A 20,380-nucleotide genomic window follows, 5' to 3' on the forward strand; every position below is an offset into this window, starting at 1 on the left:
ACATCATTCACCTCGTCGCCCACAACCTGCCGCTCGTCATGTTCACGACGGTGATGGGCATGCTGCTGCTCGGCTATCCTGTCGCCTTCACCCTGGCGGCCGGCGGTCTTCTCTATTTCGTCGTCGGCGTCGAGCTGTCGGCGATCTCGCCCGACATCCGGCTATTCTGGCCGCTGCTGCAATCGCATCCCGAGCGCATCTACGGGATCATGTACAACGACACGCTGCTGTCGATTCCGTTCTTCACCTTCATGGGCATCATCCTTGAGCGATCGCGCATGGCGGAAGACCTGCTGGACACGATCGGCCAGCTGTTCGGGCCTATTCGCGGCGGACTTGCCTACGCGGTCATCCTGGTCGGCGCGCTGCTCGGCGCCACCACCGGCGTCGTTGCCGCCTCGGTGATGGCCATGGGCCTCATCTCGCTGCCGATCATGATGCGCTACGGCTACAATCGTCCGCTGGTGTCCGGCACGATCGCCGCATCGGGAACGCTGGCGCAGATCGTGCCGCCGTCGCTGGTGCTGATCGTCATGGCCGACCAGCTCGGCCGTTCGGTCGGCGACATGTATGTGGCCGCCCTCTACCCGGCGCTGCTGATCATCGCCAGCTACTGCGCCTACATCTTCGCCGTCTCGATGCTGAAGCCGGAATGGGCGCCCGCCCTTCCGCCGGAAGCCCGGACCCTCGGCAATGGCGTCACGTCGCTGCTGGTGATGATGGTGCTGGCCGTCGGCCTCTACTTCATCGGCATCAACCTGCTGTTCCTCGGCGTCGCCAGCGAGGAGTGGCGGTTCGTAGCGGCACTGGCGTTCGCGGTAATCGCCGTCTACGGCGTTGCCCTGTTCAACAGCCGCAGCGACAAGAAGATCATCTCGCGCCTTGCCGAGCAGGTGATCATCGTTCTCGTTCCGCCGCTGGCACTGATCTTCCTGGTGCTCGGAACCATCTTCCTCGGCATCGCCACGCCGACGGAAGGCGGCGCCATGGGCGCCACCGGCGCGCTCATCCTGGCGCTTGCCAAGCAACGCCTGTCGCTGTCGATCGTCAAGAATGCGCTGGATGCGACGACCCGCCTTTCCGCCTTCGTCATGATGATCCTCATCGGTGCACGCGTCTTCGGCCTCACCTTCTACGGCATCAACGGCAACGTCTGGATGGAAGAGCTGTTGCTCGCCCTGCCCGGCGGCGAATACGGCTTCCTGGTCGTCGTCACCATCATCGTCTTCATTCTCGGCTGCTTCCTGGACTTCTTCGAGATCGCCTTCATCATGGTGCCGCTGCTGGCACCGGTGGCGGACAAGCTGGGCATCGACCTCGTCTGGTTCGGCATCATCCTCGGCATCAACCTGCAGACGTCGTTCCTCACCCCGCCGTTCGGCTTCTCGCTGTTCTTCCTGCGCTCCATCGCGCCGGTCGGCAGTTGGGTCGACAAGGTCACCGGAAAGACCATGCCGGGCGTCAGGACGACGGAGATCTACAAGGGCGTCTTCCCCTACATCATCATCCAGTTCGTGATGATCCTGGTGGTCATCGCCTTCCCCGGCCTGGTGATGCATTACAAGACGGACAATCCGCTCCCCGACCCGTCGACCCAGGAGATCCAGCTGCCCGGCTCCGGCCCCGGTGCCCTCGACGGCGGTGCCAACCCGCTGGGCCTTCCCCCGATCGGCGGAGGCAGTTCCGGATCGGCTCCGCAGATGGGCCTGCCGCCGCTCAACCTCGGCGGCGACCCGCCGCCGGCAGGCACGCAGCCGGCTCAGCCGACGGCTCCGGCGTTCGGCCTGCCGCCCTTGCAGGGACTGCCAGGCGAGCCGGCGACCGGACCTTCGCCAGCCTCTCCGGCTCCGCAGCCGGATCTCAGCCAGCCGCCGAAATTGTAGAGGCAGCCCGCGCCGGCCCGGTGCCGACCAAGCCGGCCGCCCCTGGATGTTCCAGAATGGCGGCAGAAATGACAAAGCCCGGTGCGCAGGCACCGGGCTTTTCCGTCTGTCGAAGAATGTCCGTCGGAGCGATCAGAGCTTGCCGTTGCGCTGCTGGATCATCATGAACGTGTCATAGGTGTATTCCGACAGCTGCATCCACAGATAGGCTTCCTTCTTGAACGCCACCTGGTCGTCATAGATCTTCTTGAACGTCGGGTTCTTGGAGGAGATGTCGGCATACACCTCCTTGGCAGCGTCGAAGCAGGCCGAGAGGATGTCCTGGCTGAACGGCCGCAGGACCGTGCCCTGCGCCGCCAGTTCGCGAATGGCGATCGGGTTCTTCTTGTCGTACTTGGCCATCATGCTGGTATTGGCAAAGGCGCAGGCATCCTGCAGCGCTGCCTGGTAAGCCTTCGGCAGGGCGTCGAACTTTTCCTTGTTGGCAAACGCATGGATAACCGGACCGCCCTCCCAGAAGGCCGGGTAGTAGTAATACTTGGCGACCTTGTAGAAGCCGAGCTTCTGATCGTCATACGGACCGACCCATTCGGCCGCATCGATAGTGCCCTTCTCCAGTGCCGGATAGATGTCGCCGCCGGCGATCTGCTGCGGCACGACGCCGAGCTTCTCGACGACTCGGCCTGCAAGGCCGGCGATGCGCATCTTGACGCCCTTGAAGTCCTCGACCGTATTGATCTCCTTGCGGAACCAGCCACCCATCTGGGCGCCGGTATTGCCGGCGATGAAGCCGTAGAGGCCGTGCGTGGCATAGAACTCGTTCATCAGCCGGTTGCCATTTCCTTCGTAGAACCAGGAATTGGTCAGCCGCGCATTGAGCCCGAAGGGGATCGCCGTCCCGATCGCGAATGTCGGGTCCTTGCCGACATAATAATACGAGCAGGTGTGGCACATCTCGACCGTGCCCGACGACACGGCGTCGGCCGCCTGCAGGCCGGGTACGATTTCGCCGGCTGCGAACGTCTGGATCGCGAAATTACCGTCGGTAGCGGCAGCGACGTGCTTGGCAAGATCCTCGGCACCGCCGTAGATCGTGTCGAGCGACTTCGGAAACGATGACGTCAGGCGCCAATTTATTTTCGGCATGGCCTGCGCCAGAGCCGGCGCCGCAAGCGTGGTTGCAGCCGCAGCGCCGATACCGGTCACTGCCGCCTTCTTGAAGAATGCACGACGATCCATGAAAAACCTCCCCGGGTTATGGCAGCCGGCAATCCTGTTCCCCTTGCCTGCGCCATAACAAAGTAACCATGCCCGGTTTTGGCGTGCAAGAAGCCAATAATACTGGGGGCCGGCAAACGCGGAAAACCGATAGATACTTTCGTCTAACGTCCGGAGTGCGCCCTTCGCTTGCCGGCGACTTGAAACCAGGTGGATTGCCAGACCCAACGCCACCGCCGACTGTCGCCGATGGTGGTCGATCTTGACTTGAACCAGTCGGAGGGTCATGAACCCGGCGCCTACCTTGCCCGGAGAACCCCGCATGCCCTTGCCGCTTATCGCCATTCCGGCAGACATTCGCCATCTGGACCGCGCCGACTGGCACGCCGTGCAGACGCAGTACGTCGATGCCGCCCTGAAGGTTTCCAGGGTCATGCCACTGCTCGTTCCGGCACTGAGCGGGGGAGCGGACATCGGTGCAGTTCTCGACCGGGTGGACGGCGTCCTGATCTCCGGCTCCGCCAGCAACGTCCATCCCTCCCTCTACGGACTGGAAGCGACGGAGGCCGACGGACCCTTCGACACCGCGCGCGATGCAACAAGCCTGCCGTTGATCCGTGGCGCCCTTGATCGCGGCATTCCGCTGCTTGCCATCTGCCGCGGGATCCAGGAACTCAACGTCGCGTTGGGCGGAACGCTGGTGAGCGAGATCCAGGATCAGCCGGGCCGGTGGGATCACCGCAAGCCGCCGGTGGAGGAACGCGATGGAATGTACTCCATCCGTCAGCCGGTCTTCGTGCGCGAAGGCTCGTGCATCGCGCAGTACCTGGGTCTTGCCGGCGAGGTGCAGGTCAATTCGCTGCATCGTCAGGCGATCGGCGAGACGGCGTCACGCCTGCAGGTGGAAGCGACCGCAGAGGACGGCACCATTGAAGCCGTCTCGGTGATCGATGCGAGGGGATTTGCTGTCGGCGTGCAGTGGCACCCGGAATACTGGGCGGAAACGGACACGCCCTCGCGTGCCCTTTTCGAAGCCTTCGGCGATGCCGTGCGTGCCTATGCGGCCGCCCGCTGAGACTACTTCCTGACCGGCGTTTCCGGCACCGGCGTCAGCACGCTGCCGTCCCGGAACCAGCCGATCAGATTGTCGACCACCAGATCAGCCATGTCGTTGCGGGTCGGAACCGAGGCCGAAGCGACATGCGGCAGCATGCACAGGGTCGGCAGATCGAACATCGCGTCCGGCACCCGCGGCTCGTCGTAGAAGACGTCCAGCCCGGCAGCGGCGATCGTCCCCGTCTTCAGCGCCTCGATCAGCGCCGGCTCGTCGACGCTTGCGCCCCGCCCGACATTGATGAAAACGCCGTTCGGCCCAAGCGCCTTCAGCACATCCGCGTTGATGATCTTGTGCGTCTCCGGCGTGCCCGGAATAATCGAGATCAGCGTGTCGACGGACGTTGCAAGATCGAGCAGGGAGGGCGCGTAATCGTAAGCGACATCGGTGCGTTTCGTGCGGGTGTGATAGCTGATCCTGACCTTGAAGGGTTCCAGCCGCTTGGCGATCTCCATGCCAATGCGGCCAAGTCCCAACAGACCGACATGGCGATTCTTCAGCGATAGCGGCGTGAGCGGAAACGGACCTTCGTTTTCCCAGCGCTTCTCCCGCAGATAGGTTTCCGCCAGCGGCAGGCGGCGCACGGTGTTGATCAGCAGGCCGAGCGTCGTGTCCGCCACCTCGTCGTTGAGGACGTCGGGCGTGTTGGTGACGAGGACGCCCTTTTCCCCGGCATGTCTGGCATCGACGCCGTCGTAGCCGACGCCGAAGTTCGAAACGACCTGCAGGTTCGGCAACTGGTCCATCCATTCGGCCGGCATGCGGTTGATGGTCGCCACGCCTTTCACCTTCGCCTTGGTCTCCGGCGACAGATCGAGCTCGGAACCCGGCTGGGTCTGCACGACATCGAAAGCGGCGGTCAGACGCTCCAGGGCACGCGGATGCATGCGGCCCGGGATGAGCACGGTGGACTTGTTATCGGTCATCGGCAAGGATTCCTGTTCGGTCAGGCACGAGGGCGAAACGGGCCGGTGGACTGGCGAATGCGCATCTCCGGCTTGATGAGGTGGATGCCATCGGGTTCATGGCTGCCCGCCAGTCTATCGAGAAGCGCCCGCGCGGCAAGTCTTCCGACCTCTGTCTGGCCGTTCCACACCGTCGTCAGCGACGGCGTGGCAATTGATGCCTCCTCGAGATCGTCATAGCCGGTCACCGAAATGTCCGACCCGGCCAACAGGCCGGCGCGCGCGATGCCGTTCATCACGCCGATGGCAACCAGATCGTTCCAGCAGACCGCAGCCGTCGGCTTTTGCGGCAGGGAGAGGAAGTGCACGGCCGCTTCGAAACCGCCCTGCTTGGAGCGCGGCCCGGGAATGCGCAGGTCGGGATCGACCTCGATGCCGGCCTTGCGCAGAGCGTTGACATAGCCCTGGTAACGATCGCGGCCGGTCGAGGTCTGGTCGGTGCCGCCGATCATTGCGATCGTGCGGTGACCAAGGCCGATCAGGTGGTTGGTGGCAAGCGAGATGCCATAGCTGTCGTCGCCGCGATAGGTCGGCAGATCGACACCATCCATCGAGCGTGCCACGAGAATGGCCGGCATGCCGTTGGCTTCCGCCAGCTTGATGTCTTCGATGGGCGTGCCGATGGCCGGCGACATGATGACACCGTCACCGCCGAGCTGCAGCAACGTCTCGATGAAGGTGCGCTGCTTTTCAACCGAATCGTAGTGATTGGAGAGAATGAAGGTGTGCCGGCTGCGATCGAGCTCGCTCTCGATGGCCTTGAGGATTTCGCCGTAGAAGGGGTTCATGATGTCGTGCACGACGACGCCGATGATGCCGGATCGCGAGGTTCTGAGGCTGGCGGCCCGGCGGTTGTAGATATAGCCGAGAGCCCGTGCCTGCTCCTTGATCTTCTCGCGTGTATCGACGGCCACCAGCGGGCTGTCGCGCAAGGCAAGCGAGATGGTCGCCGTCGAAAGACCGAGGCTTTCGGCGATGGTGGAAAGCTTGATTTTCTGAGCCACGGCCCCTCCCCGGAGATCTTCTGCGATCGGCTTAAAATGATTTAAACAGTTTAAGCCGACCCGGCAATGCCCGTCATAAAGCCGTCACTCGAGCTCCTCGTCCACCATCGGTTCGATGCCGTTGAGGTTGCGATCGACCGCTTTCAGCAATTTCAACAGGGCCCGCGTTTCCTTCAGCGTAAGCCCTTGGACCGCCTGAGCGCCGCTGTCTGCGATTGCCTTGTGGATGCGATCGAGGCTCTGTCGCCCGGTTTCCGACAGGTGGATCTTGATCAGCCGCGCGTCCGTGCTGTCGGCCTTGCGCTCCAGAAAACCCTGCGCCTCCATGCGCCCGACGGTGCGCGTCATCGTTGGTGCCTTGACGCCCAGCCGCTGCGCGAGCTGCCCCGGTGTCAATCCGGGATCGGCGGCAAGCTGCAGGATCACGCTGTCCTGACCGGCATAGAGACCGGCCTCGGCGAGGTTGCGCGACAGGTGGGTCCGCATCGAGCGGGCAGCCTGCGTCAGCGCCGGTGCAAGATCGGCGATCGGCATGGCGCTCTTCTTCTTGCCGGCCTTGCCGCGCTTCTCCTCGCGCTTTTCGCCCTTCTTCTTACTCATGCCCCTCGCCTGGTTTACCGCAGCGGTTCAAACGGTCTATGATTTTACAACGACTATCCATAGCCAAACCCGGAAGTTACCGCCAGATGCCGCTGCCAAAGCCCCGCTTTGCCGACAATGATCGGGCGCTGCAGCCTGCCGACCGGTCAGACTGGATTGCCGTCCTGCCGCTCGGCGCTCATGAGCAGCACGGTCCGCACCTCCCCTTCGAGACCGACAGCCTGATTGCCGCTGGCCTCGTCGCGCGAGTAATCGACCGGATGCCTTCCTGCCTGCCCGTCACCTTCCTTCCGGTGGAGGAGATCGGCTATTCGATCGAGCACATGGACGTGGCAGGCACGAAGACACTGGCCTTCGGCGAGGCCATCGACCGCTGGCTGAGGATCGCCGAAGACCTCTCTGCTCTCGGCATCCGCAAACTGGTGCTGCTCAACGCCCATGGCGGCAACGCCCCGCTGATGACCATCGTCGCAACGGAGGCGCGCGTGCGGCTGAACATGCTGGCGGTGGCAACGAGCTGGACGCGCTTCGGTCAGCCCGATGGCTGGATTGCGCCGGACGCCAAGGCGCTCGACATTCACGGCGGCGACATCGAGACCTCGGTGATGCTGGCGCTCTACCCGGACAGGGTGGACATGCAGCAGGCTGCCGCCTTCCCGTCGGGTCAAGCGGACTTCGCCCGCGACTTCACGCATCTGCGCGCCTATGGCCCGCATGCGTTCGGCTGGAAGATGTCGGACCTGAACGTCCAGGGCGTCGCCGGCGATGCCGGTGCTGCGACCGCCGAACGCGGCGAGGCTCTTGTGAGCCACGCGGTGAACGGGATTATCGAACTGCTGGAGGACGTGCACCGGTTCGATGTGTCGGTTCTGCGCTGATCTTGCGTGCCCGCCGGAGAAGGCATACCTTTCCTGAAGACCGGAGGTTCATGCCATGCAGATTTCCGTCAAGGAAGCCCAAGACAATCTGGAGGAACTCCTCGTTCGCGTCGAAGGCGGCGAGGATGTGCTGTTGACGAAGGATGGCAAGATTGTCGCGCGGATCGTCGCAGCCGGAGCAACCCCTGACAAACACACAATGACACAGGAAGAACGTCGTAAGGTCTTGGACGAGGTCATGGCAAAGGCGCCACCACGCGCGCCTGGTGAACCAACGGCGGACAGATCCCATGACTACCTCTATGACGAGGACGGTCTTCCAGCATGATCGCAGTAGACACGTCCGCATTGATTTCCATCCTCCTCAACGAGCCATCCGCCCCTCAATGCAGCCGTGTCCTGGAAGCACCGGACACCCGTTTTGTGATCTCGGCAGGCACCTTTCTCGAAGTTCAGATCGTTGCGTCTGGAAAGAACTGCCGCGCAGGACTCGACAAGTTGCTGAACCTGCTTCCGTTCGAAATCATCGACCTGACCGCCGCGCGCGCCGAACTGGCCGCCGAAGCCTATCGAGCCTACGGCCGGAATTTTCACCGCGCCGCCCTCAACTTCGGCGACTGCTTTTCCTACGCCACCGCCAAGGAATTCGGGTGCCCGCTGCTGTTCGTCGGCAACGATTTCGCCCAGACCGATGTTCGATCGGCGCTGCCGTCGGCATGATGTGATCTTATAACATACAAAAGGCTTTGAACTGCGGAACACGAGGCCTTATATGGTCGCCAACCGCTGCCGCTCCATCTCGCGAGCGCCCATCCCCCGGAGGTTCCCCATGGCCGATACAGCAATCCAGAAGCCCGTTCCCGTGACCGTCCTCACCGGCTACCTCGGCGCCGGCAAGACGACGCTCTTGAACCGCATCCTGTCGGAAAGCCACGGCAAGAAATACGCCGTCATCGTCAACGAGTTCGGCGAGATCGGCATCGACAACGACCTGATCGTCGAATCGGACGAAGAGATCTACGAAATGAACAACGGCTGCGTCTGCTGCACGGTGCGCGGCGACCTGATCCGCGTCGTCGAGGGCCTGATGCGCCGCCCCGGCCGTTTTGACGGCATCATCGTCGAGACCACGGGTCTTGCCGATCCGGTACCCGTCGCGCAGACCTTCTTCATGGACGACGACGTGCGTGCCAAGACCGAGCTCGATGCTGTCGTCGCACTCGTCGATGCCAAGCACCTGCCGCTGCGCCTCAAGGACAGCCGCGAGGCCGAAGATCAGATCGCCTTCGCCGATGTGGTGGTGATCAACAAGACCGACCTCGTGACGCCGGACGAACTGGCGATCATCGACGAGATCGTTCGCGCCATCAATCCGACGGCCCGCGTCTACAAGACCACCCGCTCCGGCGTCGATCTTGCCCGCGTGCTCGACCAGGGCGCCTTCAACCTGGAACGGGCGCTGGAGAACGATCCGCATTTCCTCGAGCACGGTCACGAGGATCACGTCTGCGGCCCGGATTGCGACCATGACCATCACCACCATGATCATGACCACCATCATCACGACCACCACGGCCACGATCATCATGATCATGGCCACGCCGCGCCATCGGCGATCCACGACGTCACGGTGAAGTCGACCTCCCTGCGCGGCGGCGAGATGAACCCCGAACGGTTCTTCCCGTGGATCCAGAAGATCACCCAGACGGACGGCCCGAACATCCTGCGGCTGAAGGGTATCATCGCATTCAAGGACGATGCCGAGCGCTATGTGGTGCAGGGCGTTCACATGATCGTCGAAGGCGATCACCAACGCGCCTGGAAAGACGGCGAGAAGCGCGAAAGCCGCCTCGTCTTCATTGGTCGTGACCTCGATCGCGCCAAGATCGAGCAGAGCTTCCTCGCCTGCCAGGCGACTGCCTGACGATGAACGGCGTGACGCGGTCCCAGGATCGCGTTATGCCGTCAGCACGCCCCGCTTCGGAACGCCGACGAGAGAGACTGCCTGAATGCCGACTGTTGCCCCGCTTGATCTTGAAGGCCATGTGATCGCCACGCATTTTCTCGGCGACACCCCGTTCTTCGCAACCGCCAGCGGCGAGATCCGCCGCCTGGATGGCGGCGAAAAGGTCACCGAGGCGCATAACGGTCTGCTGACCTGCATCCGCGACCCGTTCAGCAATTCGCTCATCACCGGCGGCGAGGATGGCAAGGTCTTGCGGATCGCCGCTGACGGCAGCCTGAAGCAGATCGCCGAGATGCCGCGAAAGTGGATCTCCGTGGTTGCCGGCGGACCTCAGGGTGCCGTCGCCTATGCGCAGGGCAAGTCGAGCTTCGTCGTGCTCACCGACGGCACGGTGAAGGAATTCGTCGAGCAGCGTACCGTCGAAGCGCTGGCCTTCGCTCCCAAGGGACTGCGGATCGCCGCCGCACGCTACAACGGTGTGTCGCTGCACTGGGTCAACACCACCGCACCGCCGGCCGATCTCGAATGGAAGGGCGCCCATACCGGCGTCACCTTCTCGGCTGACGGACGGTTCCTCGTGACCATGATGCAGGAAAATGCCTTGCATGGATGGAAGCTGGACGGCAAGCCGGGCGAAGCCCGTCACATGCGCATGACCGGCTACCCCGCCAAGGTGAAGTCGCTCTCCTGGTCATCAAAGGGCAAGTGGCTCGCCTCGTCCGGCGCACCCGCCGCGATCGTCTGGCCATTTTCCGGCAAGGACGGCCCGATGGGTCGAGCACCGCTGGAGCTCGGCACCCGCGCCAACATCATGGCGACCTGCGTTGCCTTCCACCCGGCCGAGGAAGTGCTGGCGATCGGCTTCATCGACGGCATGATCCTTGGGGTCAGGGTCGGCGACGCAAAGGAGGCGCTGCTTCGCCGTCCAGGCAAGGGCGCGATCACGGCCATGAGCTGGAGCGGCAACGGCAAGCTGCTGGCCTTCGGCTCAGAAGCCGGCGACTGCGGCGTCATCGACATCGCGGCCTGACACCCTCCCCCGAGCATCGGATTGGCGAGCCGAAATCTACTCGGCGTAAATCATCTTGCGCGTCATTCCGCCGTCGACCGTCAGAACCTGTCCGGTCATGAAGCCGGCAGTCGCCAGGTAAACCACCGCATCGGCAATATCGTCGGGCCTGCCGACGCGGCCGACGGGATGCTGTTGGTGATCCTCCGGCCGGAGATCCTCGTCGCCTGAGATCCAGCCGGGAGCAATGGCGTTGACGCGGATGTCCGGCCCGAGACTGACTGCAAGCGCATGGGTTAGCGCCACCAGCCCGCCCTTGGATGCCGCATAGGCTTCCGTCTGCGGCTCGGACATGAAGGCGCGCGTCGACGCCATGTTGACGATTGCCGAGCCTTCTCCCATCAGCGGCACCGCCGAACGGGTCATCAGGAAGGCAGCCGTCAGATGGCTGTCGGTCACCTCACGCCACTGGTCGAGCGACATCTCGGCGATCGGCCCGTTCGCCGGCGTTGCGATGCCGGCATTGTTGACGAGCAGGTCCAGTCTCGACCAGCCGAGTTCGGCGAACGCGCCGGCAACCGAGGCTTCGTCAGTCACGTCGCAGAACACATGCCGGACACCGGCCTCCTGCAGATCCGCGGCCGTATCCTTCATGTCGAACGAGGCGACTGCCCAACCCTGCCCGATCAGCGTTCGGCAGATCCCTGTGCCGATAAGGCCGGCACCACCCGTGATGATTGCGTGTTTCATGCAGCGACAGATAGGTCGTGACGCGCCGGCGTCCAGATTTGAAACTGGAGCCTCAGAGCCAGTCGCGGTTTTCGGCGCCCGCCTGGCAGCCATAGGGCGGCAGCACATTGCCGAAGGTCGCATGCAATTTGTCACAGCCCCACTTGCGCAGGGGCGCTGGCATGCGGCTGTTCAGCTCGATGCCCACCTCGTTGTAGGGGCTGTCTGTGTTGGAAATGTACATATACCAGCGGCCACCAATGACGAAGACGGCGGCGATGACGACGATGAGGGCGAGACGGATGATTTTCATGGGACACTCTGGAAGGTGAGGATGGTCGGCCGGTCGACGCGCACGTCGCCGCATCTCCGAGGAACGGAGCCCTCCCTTAAGGCGATCTGGTTTACAAATCGCCGCAGATCAGTCCCCGTCTCAGGCTGATGCCGAGGCGGTAATCTCGGCCAGCAGCGCATGCAGCTGGTCGCGGTAGCCCGTCCGGGCCGAGGGCGCTTCCGGGTCCGACGTCATGGTCACCGTCATGGCAAGCCGCGGCACGATGTAGAGCATCTGCCCGCCATAGCCCCAGGCAAAGCGGACGTCCTCGCCGCCGATCTGCTTCAGGAACCAGCCGTAGCCATAGCCGTCGCCGGAATAGCGGGAGTTGGTGCGCTGCTGCCACGAGGTCCGCACCCAGTCTTCCGGCACCACCTGCACGCCCTCGGCCGTGCGGCCACCGCGGCGGTAGAGCTCGCCGAAGGCATGCAGCGAGCGGCTGGTCATCGCCATCTGGTTGCCGCCGAGGTAAATGCCCTGCCGGTCGCGCGACCAGGAAGAGATGCGGAAACCCTCTACCGGCTCGAACCACTCGCGGGCCAGCTGCAGCGTCGGCTTTCGCCCGACCTTCGTCAGGATTGCCGAGAGCAGGTGGCTGGATGCCGTCGAGTAGAGCATTGAACCGCCGGGATCCTCGACGAAGTCCTGGTCCAGCGCAAAGCGCACCCAGTTGCGGCTGGCGACGAACCGACCGTAATTGGGGCCGGAGAGCGGATCCATGCCGGACTGCATCGACAGGAGATTGCCGACCGTCACCCGTGCAAGCCGGGGATCGGGAGCATCCGGAAGATCCGATCTGAGGATCGCCGCGATCGGCTGGTCCGTCCCTTCCAGCAGCCCCTTCGAGATAGCGATCCCGACCATCGCCGAGATGATCGACTTCGAGGCCGATTTGATGTTGGTCGGATCCTGCGGCGCAAACCCGTGGTAGCCGCGCTCGGCCAGTGTCTCGCCCTGACGCGACACGATCACCGCCTGCAGGGTTTTCAACCGCTCTGCCCGGACGAGGATGTCGGCGAGCCGCGGCGGGGCGGCAGCCGGCTGCTGCGCCGTGGCGCGGAAAGCCGTGAGCATGACGGGGACGGAATAAAGAAGATGGCGGCGTGTGAGCATCAACGACAAGGTAGGTTACCGGCACGCGGATGCCAGAGCCTTCTACGCCGGACTCACTCCAAAGTGAGCCCGGCGTGAGGTGATGCCACCCGGCGAACGTCAGGTAGAAGGTTCAGAACCGGTAGGTCACACCGGCGCCAAGCAGCCAGGGATCGAGCTTCGCCTTGCCCGCAAGCGGCCCAAGCGTCGAATGCGTGGCGCTCCACTCCGTCTCGAGGAAAAGCTTCTTCACGTCGACGTTGAGGCCCCAGTGCTCATCGAGCATGTAGTCGAAGCCCACCTGCAGGGCAGCGCCCACATGGTGATCGACCTTGAGGTTGCTGAACCCGGCCTCCTCGGATGCGTTGTAGAAGAACGTGTAGTTGACGCCCGCGCCGACATACGGCTTGAAGGCGCCGAAATCGGTGAAGTGATACTGGAGGGTCAGCGTCGGCGGCAGGATCCAGGTCTTGCCGACGTCGATGCCGGCAAGCGATCCGGCACCTGAAATCCGCGAACTTGTCGTGCCGAGGATCAGTTCGGCGGCGATGTTGTCGGTGAAGAAGTAGGAGATATCCAGTTCCGGCGTGATCGAGTTGGAATACTCAAGGTCGGAGCCGGCGACGCCGTCCACCGAACCCTTGTCGTTGGGGATCACGCCGAGTGCGCGCACGCGGATCTGCCAGGGGCTGTGAGCTTCGGCGAGCGCTGCCGCGGCTGCCGGTTCAGGCGTCGGCGAAGCAAGGTCTGCCGCACTTGCCAGTGCCGGCAAAAGGACCGCTACCGCTGCGCACACGGCCGCTCCGGTTTTCCGACTGTTGATCATGTCAATCTCCTTCAAGTCATCGAGTGTCGATGATCGGAGGGAGTATCACTGAGGTTCTTCAGAGGGTTGACCTCGATCAAACGCACTTGACGATGATCAGGCACAGGGCCTCTACCCCTTGGTCATTCTGTCGCAGAGGCACCGGGACCGCGCGGATAGGCGCCAAAAAAGCTCCCGTCGATGTTTCCAGCGACAGGAGCTTTCTCGTGCAGATCGAGCGTCGGAACCGTCAGGCAGCGCGACGATAGGCCGGGCGCGACAGCTTGCGGCCGCTGGCCGTCAGCATGCCTGCCGCGCCGGCAAGCCAACCTGCCCGCAGCTCAAGCGCCAGAAAGCGCTCGCGGGCGAACGGTCCCGGCATCACCAGGTGCTGCGTCGGCTCGGTGGCAAAGCCGAAGCGCGCGTAATAGGGCGCGTCGCCGACCAGCAGGATGGCGCCGTGCCCGCGCCGCTTGGCTTCGGCGATCGCGGCACGCATCAGCGCCGAGCCGACGCCTTTGCCTTCCTCAGCCGAATCGACAGCCAGCGGCCCGAGCAGCAGCGCATCGACGGCAACGCCATCGGCGCCGACGCCGGCCTCGACATTCCACAGGCGGACGGTGCCGATCAGCTTGCCGTCCCGGTCATGCGCAACAAGCGCCAGGCCGTCGGCCGGCAGCCGGCCACGGCGCAGCTTTTCCGACGACTTCTTGCGTCGGTCGCCGCCCATGGCGCGATCGAGCAGGCGTTCGCGGGCAACGACGTCGGCAGACGTCTCCTCGGCAATGACGAAGGTGGTCGGCGCAAGAAATGCGCGCACAGCGTCAAGAACAGCGGCCATTGTGGCCTCCGAAGCTCAAAACCGTTCAAGCGGCTCGAAAGGAAGGGGGTGAGAGCAGGCTCCGGGAATGAACCGGAGCCTGCGACGCGTCAGATGACGTAGGACTTCAGCGGGTCGAAACCGTTGAAGGCGACGGCTGAATAGGTCGTCGTGTAGGCGCCGGTGCCTTCGATCAGAACCTCGTCGCCGATCGTCAGAGAGATCGGCAGCGGATACATGTTCTTCTCGTACAGCACGTCCGCCGAATCGCAGGTCGGGCCGGCGATCACGCAGGGCTCCATCGCATCGTCGTCGCGCGTCGTGCGGATCGGATAGCGGATGGCCTCGTCCATGGTTTCGGCGAGACCGCCGAACTTGCCGATGTCGAGAAAGACCCAGCGGTTTTCGTCATTGTCCGACTTCTTCGACACCAGCACAACTTCCGCCTTGATGACACCGGCATTGCCCACCATGCCGCGACCCGGCTCGATGATGGTCTTCGGCAGGTTGTTGCCGAAGTGCTTGCGCAGCGCAGAGAAGATCGCCTGGCCGTATTCTTCGGCCGACGGGATGTCGCGCAGGTACTTGGTCGGGAAGCCGCCGCCCATGTTCACCATCTGCAGGTAGATGCCCTGCTTGGCGAGCGAAGCGAAGACGCGCTTGGCATCCGACAGGGCCGAATCCCAGGCATCGACCTTGGTCATCTGCGAACCGACGTGGAACGATACGCCGTAGGATTCCAGGCCCAGCTGGTGTGCGTAGACCAGAACATCGACGGCCATCTGCGGTACGCAGCCGAACTTGCGCGACAGCGGCCATTCGGCGCCTTCGCCATCGGTCAGGACGCGGCAGAACACCTTGGCGCCGGGAGCGGCACGGGCGACCTTTTCGACTTCCTCGTGGCTGTCGACGGCAAACAGGCCGACGCCGAGTTCGAAGGCACGCAGAACATCGCGCTCCTTCTTGATCGTGTTGCCGAACGAGATGCGGTCAGCCGAAGCGCCGGCGGCAAGCGCCATCTGCACTTCTGCAACCGATGCGCAGTCGAAGTTCGAGCCGAGCGATGCGAGCAGCTTCAGGACTGCGGGCTCGGGATTGGCCTTCACGGCGTAATAGATGGAGCTGTCCGGCAGAGCGTGACGGAAGGCGCTGTAATTGTCGCGCACGACGTCGAGGTCCACGACGAGGCAAGGACCTTCCGGGCGTTCGGTACGCAGGAAGTCAAGAATGCGAGCGGTCGTCATCAGCCTAATCCCTATAAGCTTCTCCGGAGAACCGGAGGACAAAGGCGCGTACGACGACGAATCGCTGCCCGGCCGGTGGAAATCCCGGAGCTGCGATCGCGCTCAAACGCGCATGATGTGGACCAACGCCCTGCCAAGAGCTTTGATCCGGCTTTGTCTGCCATGGATTGGACGGGGATGAACCCAACCGCACTTCCGGCAATGATGGTGTGCCTCTTCAGTAACCCCGGCTGATGGAAAGCCGGAAGAGAACAAAAAGGCCCGCACCGTCGTTGCTTCAGATGTCCTCGCATTTCTCGAAAGGCCGAGATAGCGACTGGAGGGGTTAATTCCAGGTACCTTACCGTATCCTCACCAATTAGAGGACCAGCGGACACCCATGGGCACGTGCGACTTTGGGCTGAGCGGGAGATAAGAACATTCGCCTTCACAATCAAGAGATTTTTTCGGCATGGTGAATAAATCTTGCCAGGGCTTTTGTGGTGGATTTGTGCAAGGGCATGCGCGGAACTATATTCCTTCGAGGGGAGCGGGGATGGAGAGATCAAATGCCGACGGCAAAGACGCAAAGCATCGATGCGAACCTTTCCAAGCACGTCTTGAGATCTGAAATCTACGCGTCGCTGCCTGACATGAAGGACCCGGAAGTGCTGGCACGTGTCAAGGCATCCATCGCAGCGCTTGATCCGGAGGAAGAACACGCAATTCTGGAATGGATGGAGAAAGTCGCCGACTGGGGCGAAGACGAATCCGGCTGGATGTCTCAGGAATGAAGCGAGGCGACGTCGTTATAGTCTCGACGTCAGGCGATTATGGAAAGCCACGCCCGGCAGTCCTGGTGCAGACGAACACCATCAGTGATGCTTATCCATCAATCATCGCCTGCCCAATCACATCCACGCTCGTCGATCTCGACTTTCGCATTTCCGTTGAACCGACACCAAGCAACGAACTGCAACTGCCCTCGCAGATCATGACCGACAAGCTCATCGCTGTGCCGCGCACGAAAATCGGCAGGAAAATTGGGCATCTTACCGAGCAAGACATGCAACGCTTGAGTGGCATGCTTGTGTTTCTGCTCGGTCTGGCGGAGACAGAAGGCTCCTGACCTCGGAGCATCCACGTCGCCATGGACACACTTACCCGCATGCGGGCCTTCATAGACGTCGTCGAAGCGGAGGGCTTTTCCGCCGCCGCCCGCCGCACCGGCCGATCGAAGGCGCTTCTGTCGAAATACGTGCGTGAACTCGAGGACGACCTCGGCGCCCTGCTGCTCAACCGCACGACACGACAGTTTTCGCTGACTGAGGCGGGCCATACCTATTTTCGTACAGCCGCCGACATCCTGAAGGAGATCGACAGCCTTGCCGATCTGGTGCGCGAGAACAATGCCGACCTCAAGGGTCGGCTGCGCATCTCGGTGCCGCGCACCTTCATGGATGCCGAGGTCGGCCAGTCGCTGATCGATTTCGCCTGCAGCAATCCGGAGGTTTCGCTGGAGATCGTCGCTGAAGACCGATTCGTCGACCTCATCGAGGAAAGCTTCGACCTTGCGATCCGAATCACCAAGCTGGAGGATTCGGGCATGATCGCCCGCAAGATCTCCGATTTCCGCGTCTACGCCTGCGCGACAGCGGATTACGTCGCACGCTACAGTCCGCTGGTGCATCCCCAGGATCTGGCCAACAAGCCGGTGATCATCGACACCAATGTACGCGCGCATAACAGCATTCGTTTCCAGGATCCGAAAGGCGGGACGATTTCGGTGCCGGTATCCGGATCGTTCGAGGTCAACAGCCCGCAGGGCACGCTGCGTGCGGCCCGCGCCGGGCTCGGCGTCGCCATGGTGCCGGATTTTATTGCACTGCCCTATCTGAAGTCCGGCGAACTGGTGACGCTGTTCGACGACTACATCCCCAAGGACCGTGGCATCTACGCCGTCTACCCGCACCGACGGTACTTGCCGGCGAAAGTCCGCAGCTTTGTCGATTTCCTGACGGCCTGGTTTCGCCAGGCGCAGTCCGAGCAGCATTGACGGGCGACGAAATTCCGTCCCATTTGCCCGGCACACCGAGACGAACGTCTTCAGGATTAGCTCATGATCGACAGGAAGTGGCTCGTTGCGGCCGCGCTGACACTGGCACCGCTACCGGCGCTCGCCCATCCGCACATCTTCGTCGATGCGCGGCTCGAGGTGCTGGCCGACGATAGTGGCCACGTCTCCGAACTGCGCAATGTCTGGCGCTTCGACGAGATGTTCTCCTCCAGCGTTCTCCTGGACTTCGACAAGAACACCGACCTGAAGCTCGATGAGGCGGAACTGGCCGAGCTCGGCGAGGTGATGCGCAACTCGCTCTCCGAATTCCACTATTTCACAACGATCACCGTCGACGGCAAAGCTGTCGAGATCGGCAAGCCGGACGCCATCCACGTCACCTATCAGGACCAGCAGGTACTGGTGTTCTTTGCCGTCAAGCCGGCGGCACCGGTGCCGCTGAAGGGCAAGCTGACCTTTGGCGTCTACGACCCGTCGCTTTATACGGCCGTGGATTTCCCCTCCGACGGCGATCTGAAGCCGGAAGGCAAGGCATTCGCCGCCTGCGCCCACAAGGTGGTGCGTCCGGATCCGGACGAGGTCATCGCCGAAAACAAGAACACCCTCACCGACGCCTTCTTCAACGACCCGACCGGCACCAACATGACAAAGCTGTTCGCCACCCGCCTGGAAGTGACATGCTGAATCGGCGCACTCTACCGCTCGGTCTGCTGATCCTTGCAGTTGCAGCCTTCGCCGCCCACGCGCAGTCGCCGCTCGGCGTCGGAGCCGCCGAACCCTCCTTCAATACCGGCGGGTTCCTCGGCCCGTTCTTTGCCTGGATCAACATGCACCAGCAGTCCTTCTACAGGGCCCTGGGGGGTGCACTGAGGGCCATGCGCGAGGATCCGTGGGCGCTCCAGGGACTGGTCGGCCTGTCGTTCGCCTACGGCGTCTTCCATGCCGCGGGTCCGGGCCACGGCAAGGCGGTGATCTCGTCCTACATGATCGCCAACGAGACGGCGCTGAAGCGCGGCATCACCATTTCGCTGATCTCCGCCCTGCTGCAGGGCGCCATGGCAATTGTTCTGGTCGCGGCCGCCTATCTGCTGCTGCGCGGCACCGGCATCACCATGACCAAGGCCACCTGGGCGATGGAAGTTGCAAGCTTTGCCATGGTCGCGATGTTCGGCGCCTGGCTGCTGCTGCGCAAGCTTTACGAGATCCGCCCGCGAACATCCTCGCTGCCGATCTTTTCGGGCGCATCCCCAGGAACAGGGCCGACAGGTCTGCGCTTCCAGGCAATCGAGGTCGACCACACCCATGCGGACCTCGCACCCGGCAGCTACTGTGCCGATTGCGGTGAACTGCACATTCCCGATCCGGCAGCGCTCCAAAGCCGCGACTTCAGCCTGCACGAAGCCTGGTCGGCGATCATCGCGGTCGGCCTGCGCCCCTGCTCCGGCGCAATCCTGGTCATGAGCTTTTCGATCCTCAACGGTCTCTACGTCGGCGGCGCGTTGTCTGTGCTCGCCATGTCGCTCGGCACCGCCATCACCGTGTCGATCCTGGCGCTGCTCGCCGTCACCGCCAAGGATATCGCCGTTCGGCTTGCGGGTCCGCGCTCGCAGTCAGCACGGCGCATCACGGTCGGCATCGAACTCTGCGGCGCGCTGTTCATCCTGCTGATCGGCCTTGCCCTGCTTGGCGCGTCGCTGCAGGGCGTCATGATGCAGGCGGGATGAAGCCTGCCGAGAGGCGAGCGATCAGCGACGACGCTGGTGACGCGCCCTCAGCCAGAAGATCAGGAAGAACGACAGGACGGCGAGCGTCCCGAAGGCGGCGGCCAGCCACGGCGAAAATTCGGCGAGCCAGGTCATGATGCCGGGCATCACGAAGAACAGCAGCATGAAGCCGAAGAAAATCAGGCCGGCAGCGATCGCCGACGATTTGCCGCTGCCGCCGCTCATGGGCGAGCCTCCTGAAGAGCGGCACGGATATCCTCCAGCCGCCGTTTCTGCCGGCCGTCAGCGTCGAAATTCTGGGGCGCCAGCCAATCCTCGAACGCCTGTCGGATCAGCGGCCATTCGCTGTCGATCATCGAGAACCAAGCGGTGTCGCGGTTGGCGCCCTTCGACACCATATGCTGGCGGAAGACGCCCTCGAAGGTGAAGCCGTAGCGGATGGCGGTGACTTTGCTCGGCTCGTTCTCGTTGTGGCACTTCCACTCGTAGCGGCGGTAGCCGAGATCGTCGAACACGTGACGCGCCATCAGGTAATGAGCTTCGGTGGCCAGCGGCGAACGCTTCATCGCCTGCCCGTGCGCCACCGAGCCGACCTCGACCACGCCGTTGGCAGGATCCGGCCGCATGTAGCTCGCCATGCCGACGACGTCGCCGTTCGGCTTGTCGCGAAACACCAGAGTGACGAGGTTGCCCGCACGGTTCATGCCGTCCAGCCAGTCGGCGAACTGCTCTGGCGCTTCATAGGGCGGATTGGGAAAGTAGCGGATCAGCTCGTTCGTGCCTTCGCCGCCCAGCGCATCCCAGAGGCTGCGCAGGTGGACGGCACGCTCGTAGGGCTCGGCGATCACATACTGCCCTTCGAGCCGGACCGGTGCCGGCGGCGGGCAGCCCTTGAAGTCCTTCAGATCGCGCATGCACTCTCCCCTCGTCGTTGACGAG

General features: G+C 63.1%; 24 protein-coding genes. 12 read left to right on the forward strand and 12 right to left on the reverse strand.

Features of this window, described 5'->3' with window-relative positions; translation table 11 throughout:
• Window positions 1-2: 2 nt before the first annotated feature.
• Complete coding sequence (locus tag AAIH46_RS05390) at window positions 3-1,883, forward strand: TRAP transporter large permease subunit (RefSeq protein WP_430305010.1); 1,881 nt, start codon at window positions 3-5, stop codon at window positions 1,881-1,883.
• A gap of 132 nt (window positions 1,884-2,015) precedes the next feature.
• Here AAIH46_RS05390 and AAIH46_RS05395 read toward each other — a convergent pair whose 3' ends face one another.
• Entirely contained in the window at window positions 2,016-3,122 is a 1,107-nt protein-coding gene (locus AAIH46_RS05395) for a TRAP transporter substrate-binding protein (protein WP_430304587.1), read from the reverse strand.
• Window positions 3,123-3,423: 301 nt separating this feature from the next.
• On the opposite strand from AAIH46_RS05395, the gene AAIH46_RS05400 reads away from it, so the two are divergent.
• Entirely contained in the window at window positions 3,424-4,176 is a 753-nt protein-coding gene (locus tag AAIH46_RS05400; RefSeq protein WP_430304589.1) for a gamma-glutamyl-gamma-aminobutyrate hydrolase family protein, read from the forward strand.
• Between the two features lie 2 nt (window positions 4,177-4,178).
• Here the strand turns inward: AAIH46_RS05400 and AAIH46_RS05405 are convergent, their stop codons facing one another.
• The 3 genes from AAIH46_RS05405 to AAIH46_RS05415 form a co-directional block, all read right to left on the reverse strand.
• Window positions 4,179-5,141 carry a 2-hydroxyacid dehydrogenase gene (locus AAIH46_RS05405; protein ID WP_430304590.1) on the reverse strand — a complete coding sequence of 321 codons (963 nt, stop codon included), beginning with the start codon at window positions 5,139-5,141 and terminating at the stop codon, window positions 4,179-4,181.
• Window positions 5,142-5,161: 20 nt separating this feature from the next.
• Window positions 5,162-6,184: a LacI family DNA-binding transcriptional regulator gene (locus AAIH46_RS05410; protein ID WP_430304591.1), complete on the reverse strand. Its 1,023-nt coding sequence runs from the start codon at window positions 6,182-6,184 to the stop codon at window positions 5,162-5,164.
• Between the two features lie 84 nt (window positions 6,185-6,268).
• Complete coding sequence (locus tag AAIH46_RS05415) at window positions 6,269-6,784, reverse strand: MarR family winged helix-turn-helix transcriptional regulator (RefSeq protein ID WP_430304592.1); 516 nt, start codon at window positions 6,782-6,784, stop codon at window positions 6,269-6,271.
• A gap of 86 nt (window positions 6,785-6,870) precedes the next feature.
• On the opposite strand from AAIH46_RS05415, the gene AAIH46_RS05420 reads away from it, so the two are divergent.
• From AAIH46_RS05420 to AAIH46_RS05440, 5 genes are all read left to right on the forward strand, one after another.
• Window positions 6,871-7,662, forward strand: coding sequence for a creatininase family protein (locus AAIH46_RS05420; protein ID WP_430304593.1), 792 nt, complete (start codon window positions 6,871-6,873; stop codon window positions 7,660-7,662).
• Between the two features lie 55 nt (window positions 7,663-7,717).
• A complete protein-coding gene (locus tag AAIH46_RS05425) occupies window positions 7,718-7,990 on the forward strand; it encodes a type II toxin-antitoxin system Phd/YefM family antitoxin (protein WP_430304594.1) in 273 nt (90 codons plus the stop codon).
• Window positions 7,987-8,382, forward strand: a complete 396-nt coding sequence (locus tag AAIH46_RS05430; protein WP_430304595.1) for a type II toxin-antitoxin system VapC family toxin — start codon at window positions 7,987-7,989, stop codon at window positions 8,380-8,382. The genes AAIH46_RS05425 and AAIH46_RS05430 overlap by 4 nt, the downstream gene beginning before the upstream one ends.
• 109 nt (window positions 8,383-8,491) lie before the next feature.
• Window positions 8,492-9,586, forward strand: coding sequence for a CobW family GTP-binding protein (locus AAIH46_RS05435; protein WP_430304596.1), 1,095 nt, complete (start codon window positions 8,492-8,494; stop codon window positions 9,584-9,586).
• 85 nt (window positions 9,587-9,671) lie between these two features.
• Entirely contained in the window at window positions 9,672-10,658 is a 987-nt protein-coding gene (locus AAIH46_RS05440) for a WD40 repeat domain-containing protein (protein WP_430304598.1), read from the forward strand.
• Window positions 10,659-10,694: 36 nt separating this feature from the next.
• Here AAIH46_RS05440 and AAIH46_RS05445 read toward each other — a convergent pair whose 3' ends face one another.
• The 6 genes from AAIH46_RS05445 to odc2 form a co-directional block, all read right to left on the reverse strand.
• Entirely contained in the window at window positions 10,695-11,387 is a 693-nt protein-coding gene (locus AAIH46_RS05445) for an SDR family oxidoreductase (protein WP_430304600.1), read from the reverse strand.
• A 52-nt stretch (window positions 11,388-11,439) separates the two neighbouring features.
• A complete protein-coding gene (locus tag AAIH46_RS05450) occupies window positions 11,440-11,679 on the reverse strand; it encodes a hypothetical protein (protein WP_430304601.1) in 240 nt (79 codons plus the stop codon).
• Between the two features lie 120 nt (window positions 11,680-11,799).
• Entirely contained in the window at window positions 11,800-12,813 is a 1,014-nt protein-coding gene (locus tag AAIH46_RS05455) for a serine hydrolase domain-containing protein (RefSeq protein WP_430305011.1), read from the reverse strand.
• A 112-nt stretch (window positions 12,814-12,925) separates the two neighbouring features.
• Complete coding sequence (locus AAIH46_RS05460) at window positions 12,926-13,615, reverse strand: OmpW/AlkL family protein (RefSeq protein WP_430305012.1); 690 nt, start codon at window positions 13,613-13,615, stop codon at window positions 12,926-12,928.
• A 232-nt stretch (window positions 13,616-13,847) separates the two neighbouring features.
• Window positions 13,848-14,438 carry a GNAT family N-acetyltransferase gene (locus tag AAIH46_RS05465; RefSeq protein ID WP_430304602.1) on the reverse strand — a complete coding sequence of 197 codons (591 nt, stop codon included), beginning with the start codon at window positions 14,436-14,438 and terminating at the stop codon, window positions 13,848-13,850.
• 89 nt (window positions 14,439-14,527) lie between these two features.
• Entirely contained in the window at window positions 14,528-15,661 is a 1,134-nt protein-coding gene (gene odc2 / locus AAIH46_RS05470; RefSeq protein WP_430304603.1) for an ornithine/lysine decarboxylase, read from the reverse strand.
• Window positions 15,662-16,209: 548 nt separating this feature from the next.
• On the opposite strand from odc2, the gene AAIH46_RS05475 reads away from it, so the two are divergent.
• The 5 genes from AAIH46_RS05475 (at window position 16,210) to AAIH46_RS05495 (ending at window position 19,441) form a co-directional block, all read left to right on the forward strand.
• Window positions 16,210-16,434: a hypothetical protein gene (locus tag AAIH46_RS05475; RefSeq protein ID WP_430304604.1), complete on the forward strand. Its 225-nt coding sequence runs from the start codon at window positions 16,210-16,212 to the stop codon at window positions 16,432-16,434.
• Window positions 16,431-16,769 carry a type II toxin-antitoxin system PemK/MazF family toxin gene (locus AAIH46_RS05480; RefSeq protein WP_430304605.1) on the forward strand — a complete coding sequence of 113 codons (339 nt, stop codon included), beginning with the start codon at window positions 16,431-16,433 and terminating at the stop codon, window positions 16,767-16,769. Before AAIH46_RS05475 ends, AAIH46_RS05480 begins: the two co-directional genes overlap by 4 nt.
• Window positions 16,770-16,790: 21 nt before the next feature.
• Complete coding sequence (locus AAIH46_RS05485; protein WP_430304606.1) at window positions 16,791-17,696, forward strand: LysR family transcriptional regulator; 906 nt, start codon at window positions 16,791-16,793, stop codon at window positions 17,694-17,696.
• A gap of 63 nt (window positions 17,697-17,759) precedes the next feature.
• Window positions 17,760-18,401, forward strand: a complete 642-nt coding sequence (locus AAIH46_RS05490; protein WP_430304607.1) for a DUF1007 family protein — start codon at window positions 17,760-17,762, stop codon at window positions 18,399-18,401.
• Complete coding sequence (locus tag AAIH46_RS05495) at window positions 18,395-19,441, forward strand: nickel/cobalt transporter (protein WP_430304608.1); 1,047 nt, start codon at window positions 18,395-18,397, stop codon at window positions 19,439-19,441. The genes AAIH46_RS05490 and AAIH46_RS05495 overlap by 7 nt, the downstream gene beginning before the upstream one ends.
• A 21-nt stretch (window positions 19,442-19,462) precedes the next feature.
• On the opposite strand, the gene AAIH46_RS05500 is transcribed toward AAIH46_RS05495, so the two are convergent.
• Window positions 19,463-19,666 carry a hypothetical protein gene (locus AAIH46_RS05500; protein ID WP_430304609.1) on the reverse strand — a complete coding sequence of 68 codons (204 nt, stop codon included), beginning with the start codon at window positions 19,664-19,666 and terminating at the stop codon, window positions 19,463-19,465.
• Window positions 19,663-20,355 (reverse strand): GNAT family N-acetyltransferase, encoded by a 693-nt coding sequence (locus tag AAIH46_RS05505; RefSeq protein ID WP_430304610.1) that lies wholly within the window; start codon window positions 20,353-20,355, stop codon window positions 19,663-19,665. The genes AAIH46_RS05500 and AAIH46_RS05505 overlap by 4 nt, the downstream gene beginning before the upstream one ends.
• Window positions 20,356-20,380: the final 25 nt, after the last annotated feature.

It is taken from the genome of Rhizobium sp. 0TCS1.26 (assembly GCF_050455525.1).
Classification (GTDB): Bacteria; Pseudomonadota; Alphaproteobacteria; order Rhizobiales; family Rhizobiaceae; genus Neorhizobium.

What these genes read in the sequence shown, in the direction of transcription:
- AAIH46_RS05395 (WP_430304587.1), bottom strand. Translation starts at nt 3,122, where the DNA reads ATGGATCGTCGTGCATTCTTCAAGAAGGCGGCAGTGACCGGTATCGGC.
- AAIH46_RS05400 (WP_430304589.1), top strand. Translation starts at nt 3,424, where the DNA reads ATGCCCTTGCCGCTTATCGCCATTCCGGCAGACATTCGCCATCTGGAC.
- AAIH46_RS05405 (WP_430304590.1), bottom strand. Translation starts at nt 5,141, where the DNA reads ATGACCGATAACAAGTCCACCGTGCTCATCCCGGGCCGCATGCATCCG.
- AAIH46_RS05415 (WP_430304592.1), bottom strand. Translation starts at nt 6,784, where the DNA reads ATGAGTAAGAAGAAGGGCGAAAAGCGCGAGGAGAAGCGCGGCAAGGCC.
- AAIH46_RS05420 (WP_430304593.1), top strand. Translation starts at nt 6,871, where the DNA reads ATGCCGCTGCCAAAGCCCCGCTTTGCCGACAATGATCGGGCGCTGCAG.
- AAIH46_RS05425 (WP_430304594.1), top strand. Translation starts at nt 7,718, where the DNA reads ATGCAGATTTCCGTCAAGGAAGCCCAAGACAATCTGGAGGAACTCCTC.
- AAIH46_RS05430 (WP_430304595.1), top strand. Translation starts at nt 7,987, where the DNA reads ATGATCGCAGTAGACACGTCCGCATTGATTTCCATCCTCCTCAACGAG.
- AAIH46_RS05435 (WP_430304596.1), top strand. Translation starts at nt 8,492, where the DNA reads ATGGCCGATACAGCAATCCAGAAGCCCGTTCCCGTGACCGTCCTCACC.
- AAIH46_RS05440 (WP_430304598.1), top strand. Translation starts at nt 9,672, where the DNA reads ATGCCGACTGTTGCCCCGCTTGATCTTGAAGGCCATGTGATCGCCACG.
- AAIH46_RS05445 (WP_430304600.1), bottom strand. Translation starts at nt 11,387, where the DNA reads ATGAAACACGCAATCATCACGGGTGGTGCCGGCCTTATCGGCACAGGG.
- AAIH46_RS05450 (WP_430304601.1), bottom strand. Translation starts at nt 11,679, where the DNA reads ATGAAAATCATCCGTCTCGCCCTCATCGTCGTCATCGCCGCCGTCTTC.
- AAIH46_RS05455 (WP_430305011.1), bottom strand. Translation starts at nt 12,813, where the DNA reads ATGCTCACACGCCGCCATCTTCTTTATTCCGTCCCCGTCATGCTCACG.
- AAIH46_RS05465 (WP_430304602.1), bottom strand. Translation starts at nt 14,438, where the DNA reads ATGGCCGCTGTTCTTGACGCTGTGCGCGCATTTCTTGCGCCGACCACC.
- odc2 (WP_430304603.1), bottom strand. Translation starts at nt 15,661, where the DNA reads ATGACGACCGCTCGCATTCTTGACTTCCTGCGTACCGAACGCCCGGAA.
- AAIH46_RS05475 (WP_430304604.1), top strand. Translation starts at nt 16,210, where the DNA reads ATGCCGACGGCAAAGACGCAAAGCATCGATGCGAACCTTTCCAAGCAC.
- AAIH46_RS05480 (WP_430304605.1), top strand. Translation starts at nt 16,431, where the DNA reads ATGAAGCGAGGCGACGTCGTTATAGTCTCGACGTCAGGCGATTATGGA.
- AAIH46_RS05485 (WP_430304606.1), top strand. Translation starts at nt 16,791, where the DNA reads ATGGACACACTTACCCGCATGCGGGCCTTCATAGACGTCGTCGAAGCG.
- AAIH46_RS05490 (WP_430304607.1), top strand. Translation starts at nt 17,760, where the DNA reads ATGATCGACAGGAAGTGGCTCGTTGCGGCCGCGCTGACACTGGCACCG.
- AAIH46_RS05495 (WP_430304608.1), top strand. Translation starts at nt 18,395, where the DNA reads ATGCTGAATCGGCGCACTCTACCGCTCGGTCTGCTGATCCTTGCAGTT.
- AAIH46_RS05500 (WP_430304609.1), bottom strand. Translation starts at nt 19,666, where the DNA reads ATGAGCGGCGGCAGCGGCAAATCGTCGGCGATCGCTGCCGGCCTGATT.
- AAIH46_RS05505 (WP_430304610.1), bottom strand. Translation starts at nt 20,355, where the DNA reads ATGCGCGATCTGAAGGACTTCAAGGGCTGCCCGCCGCCGGCACCGGTC.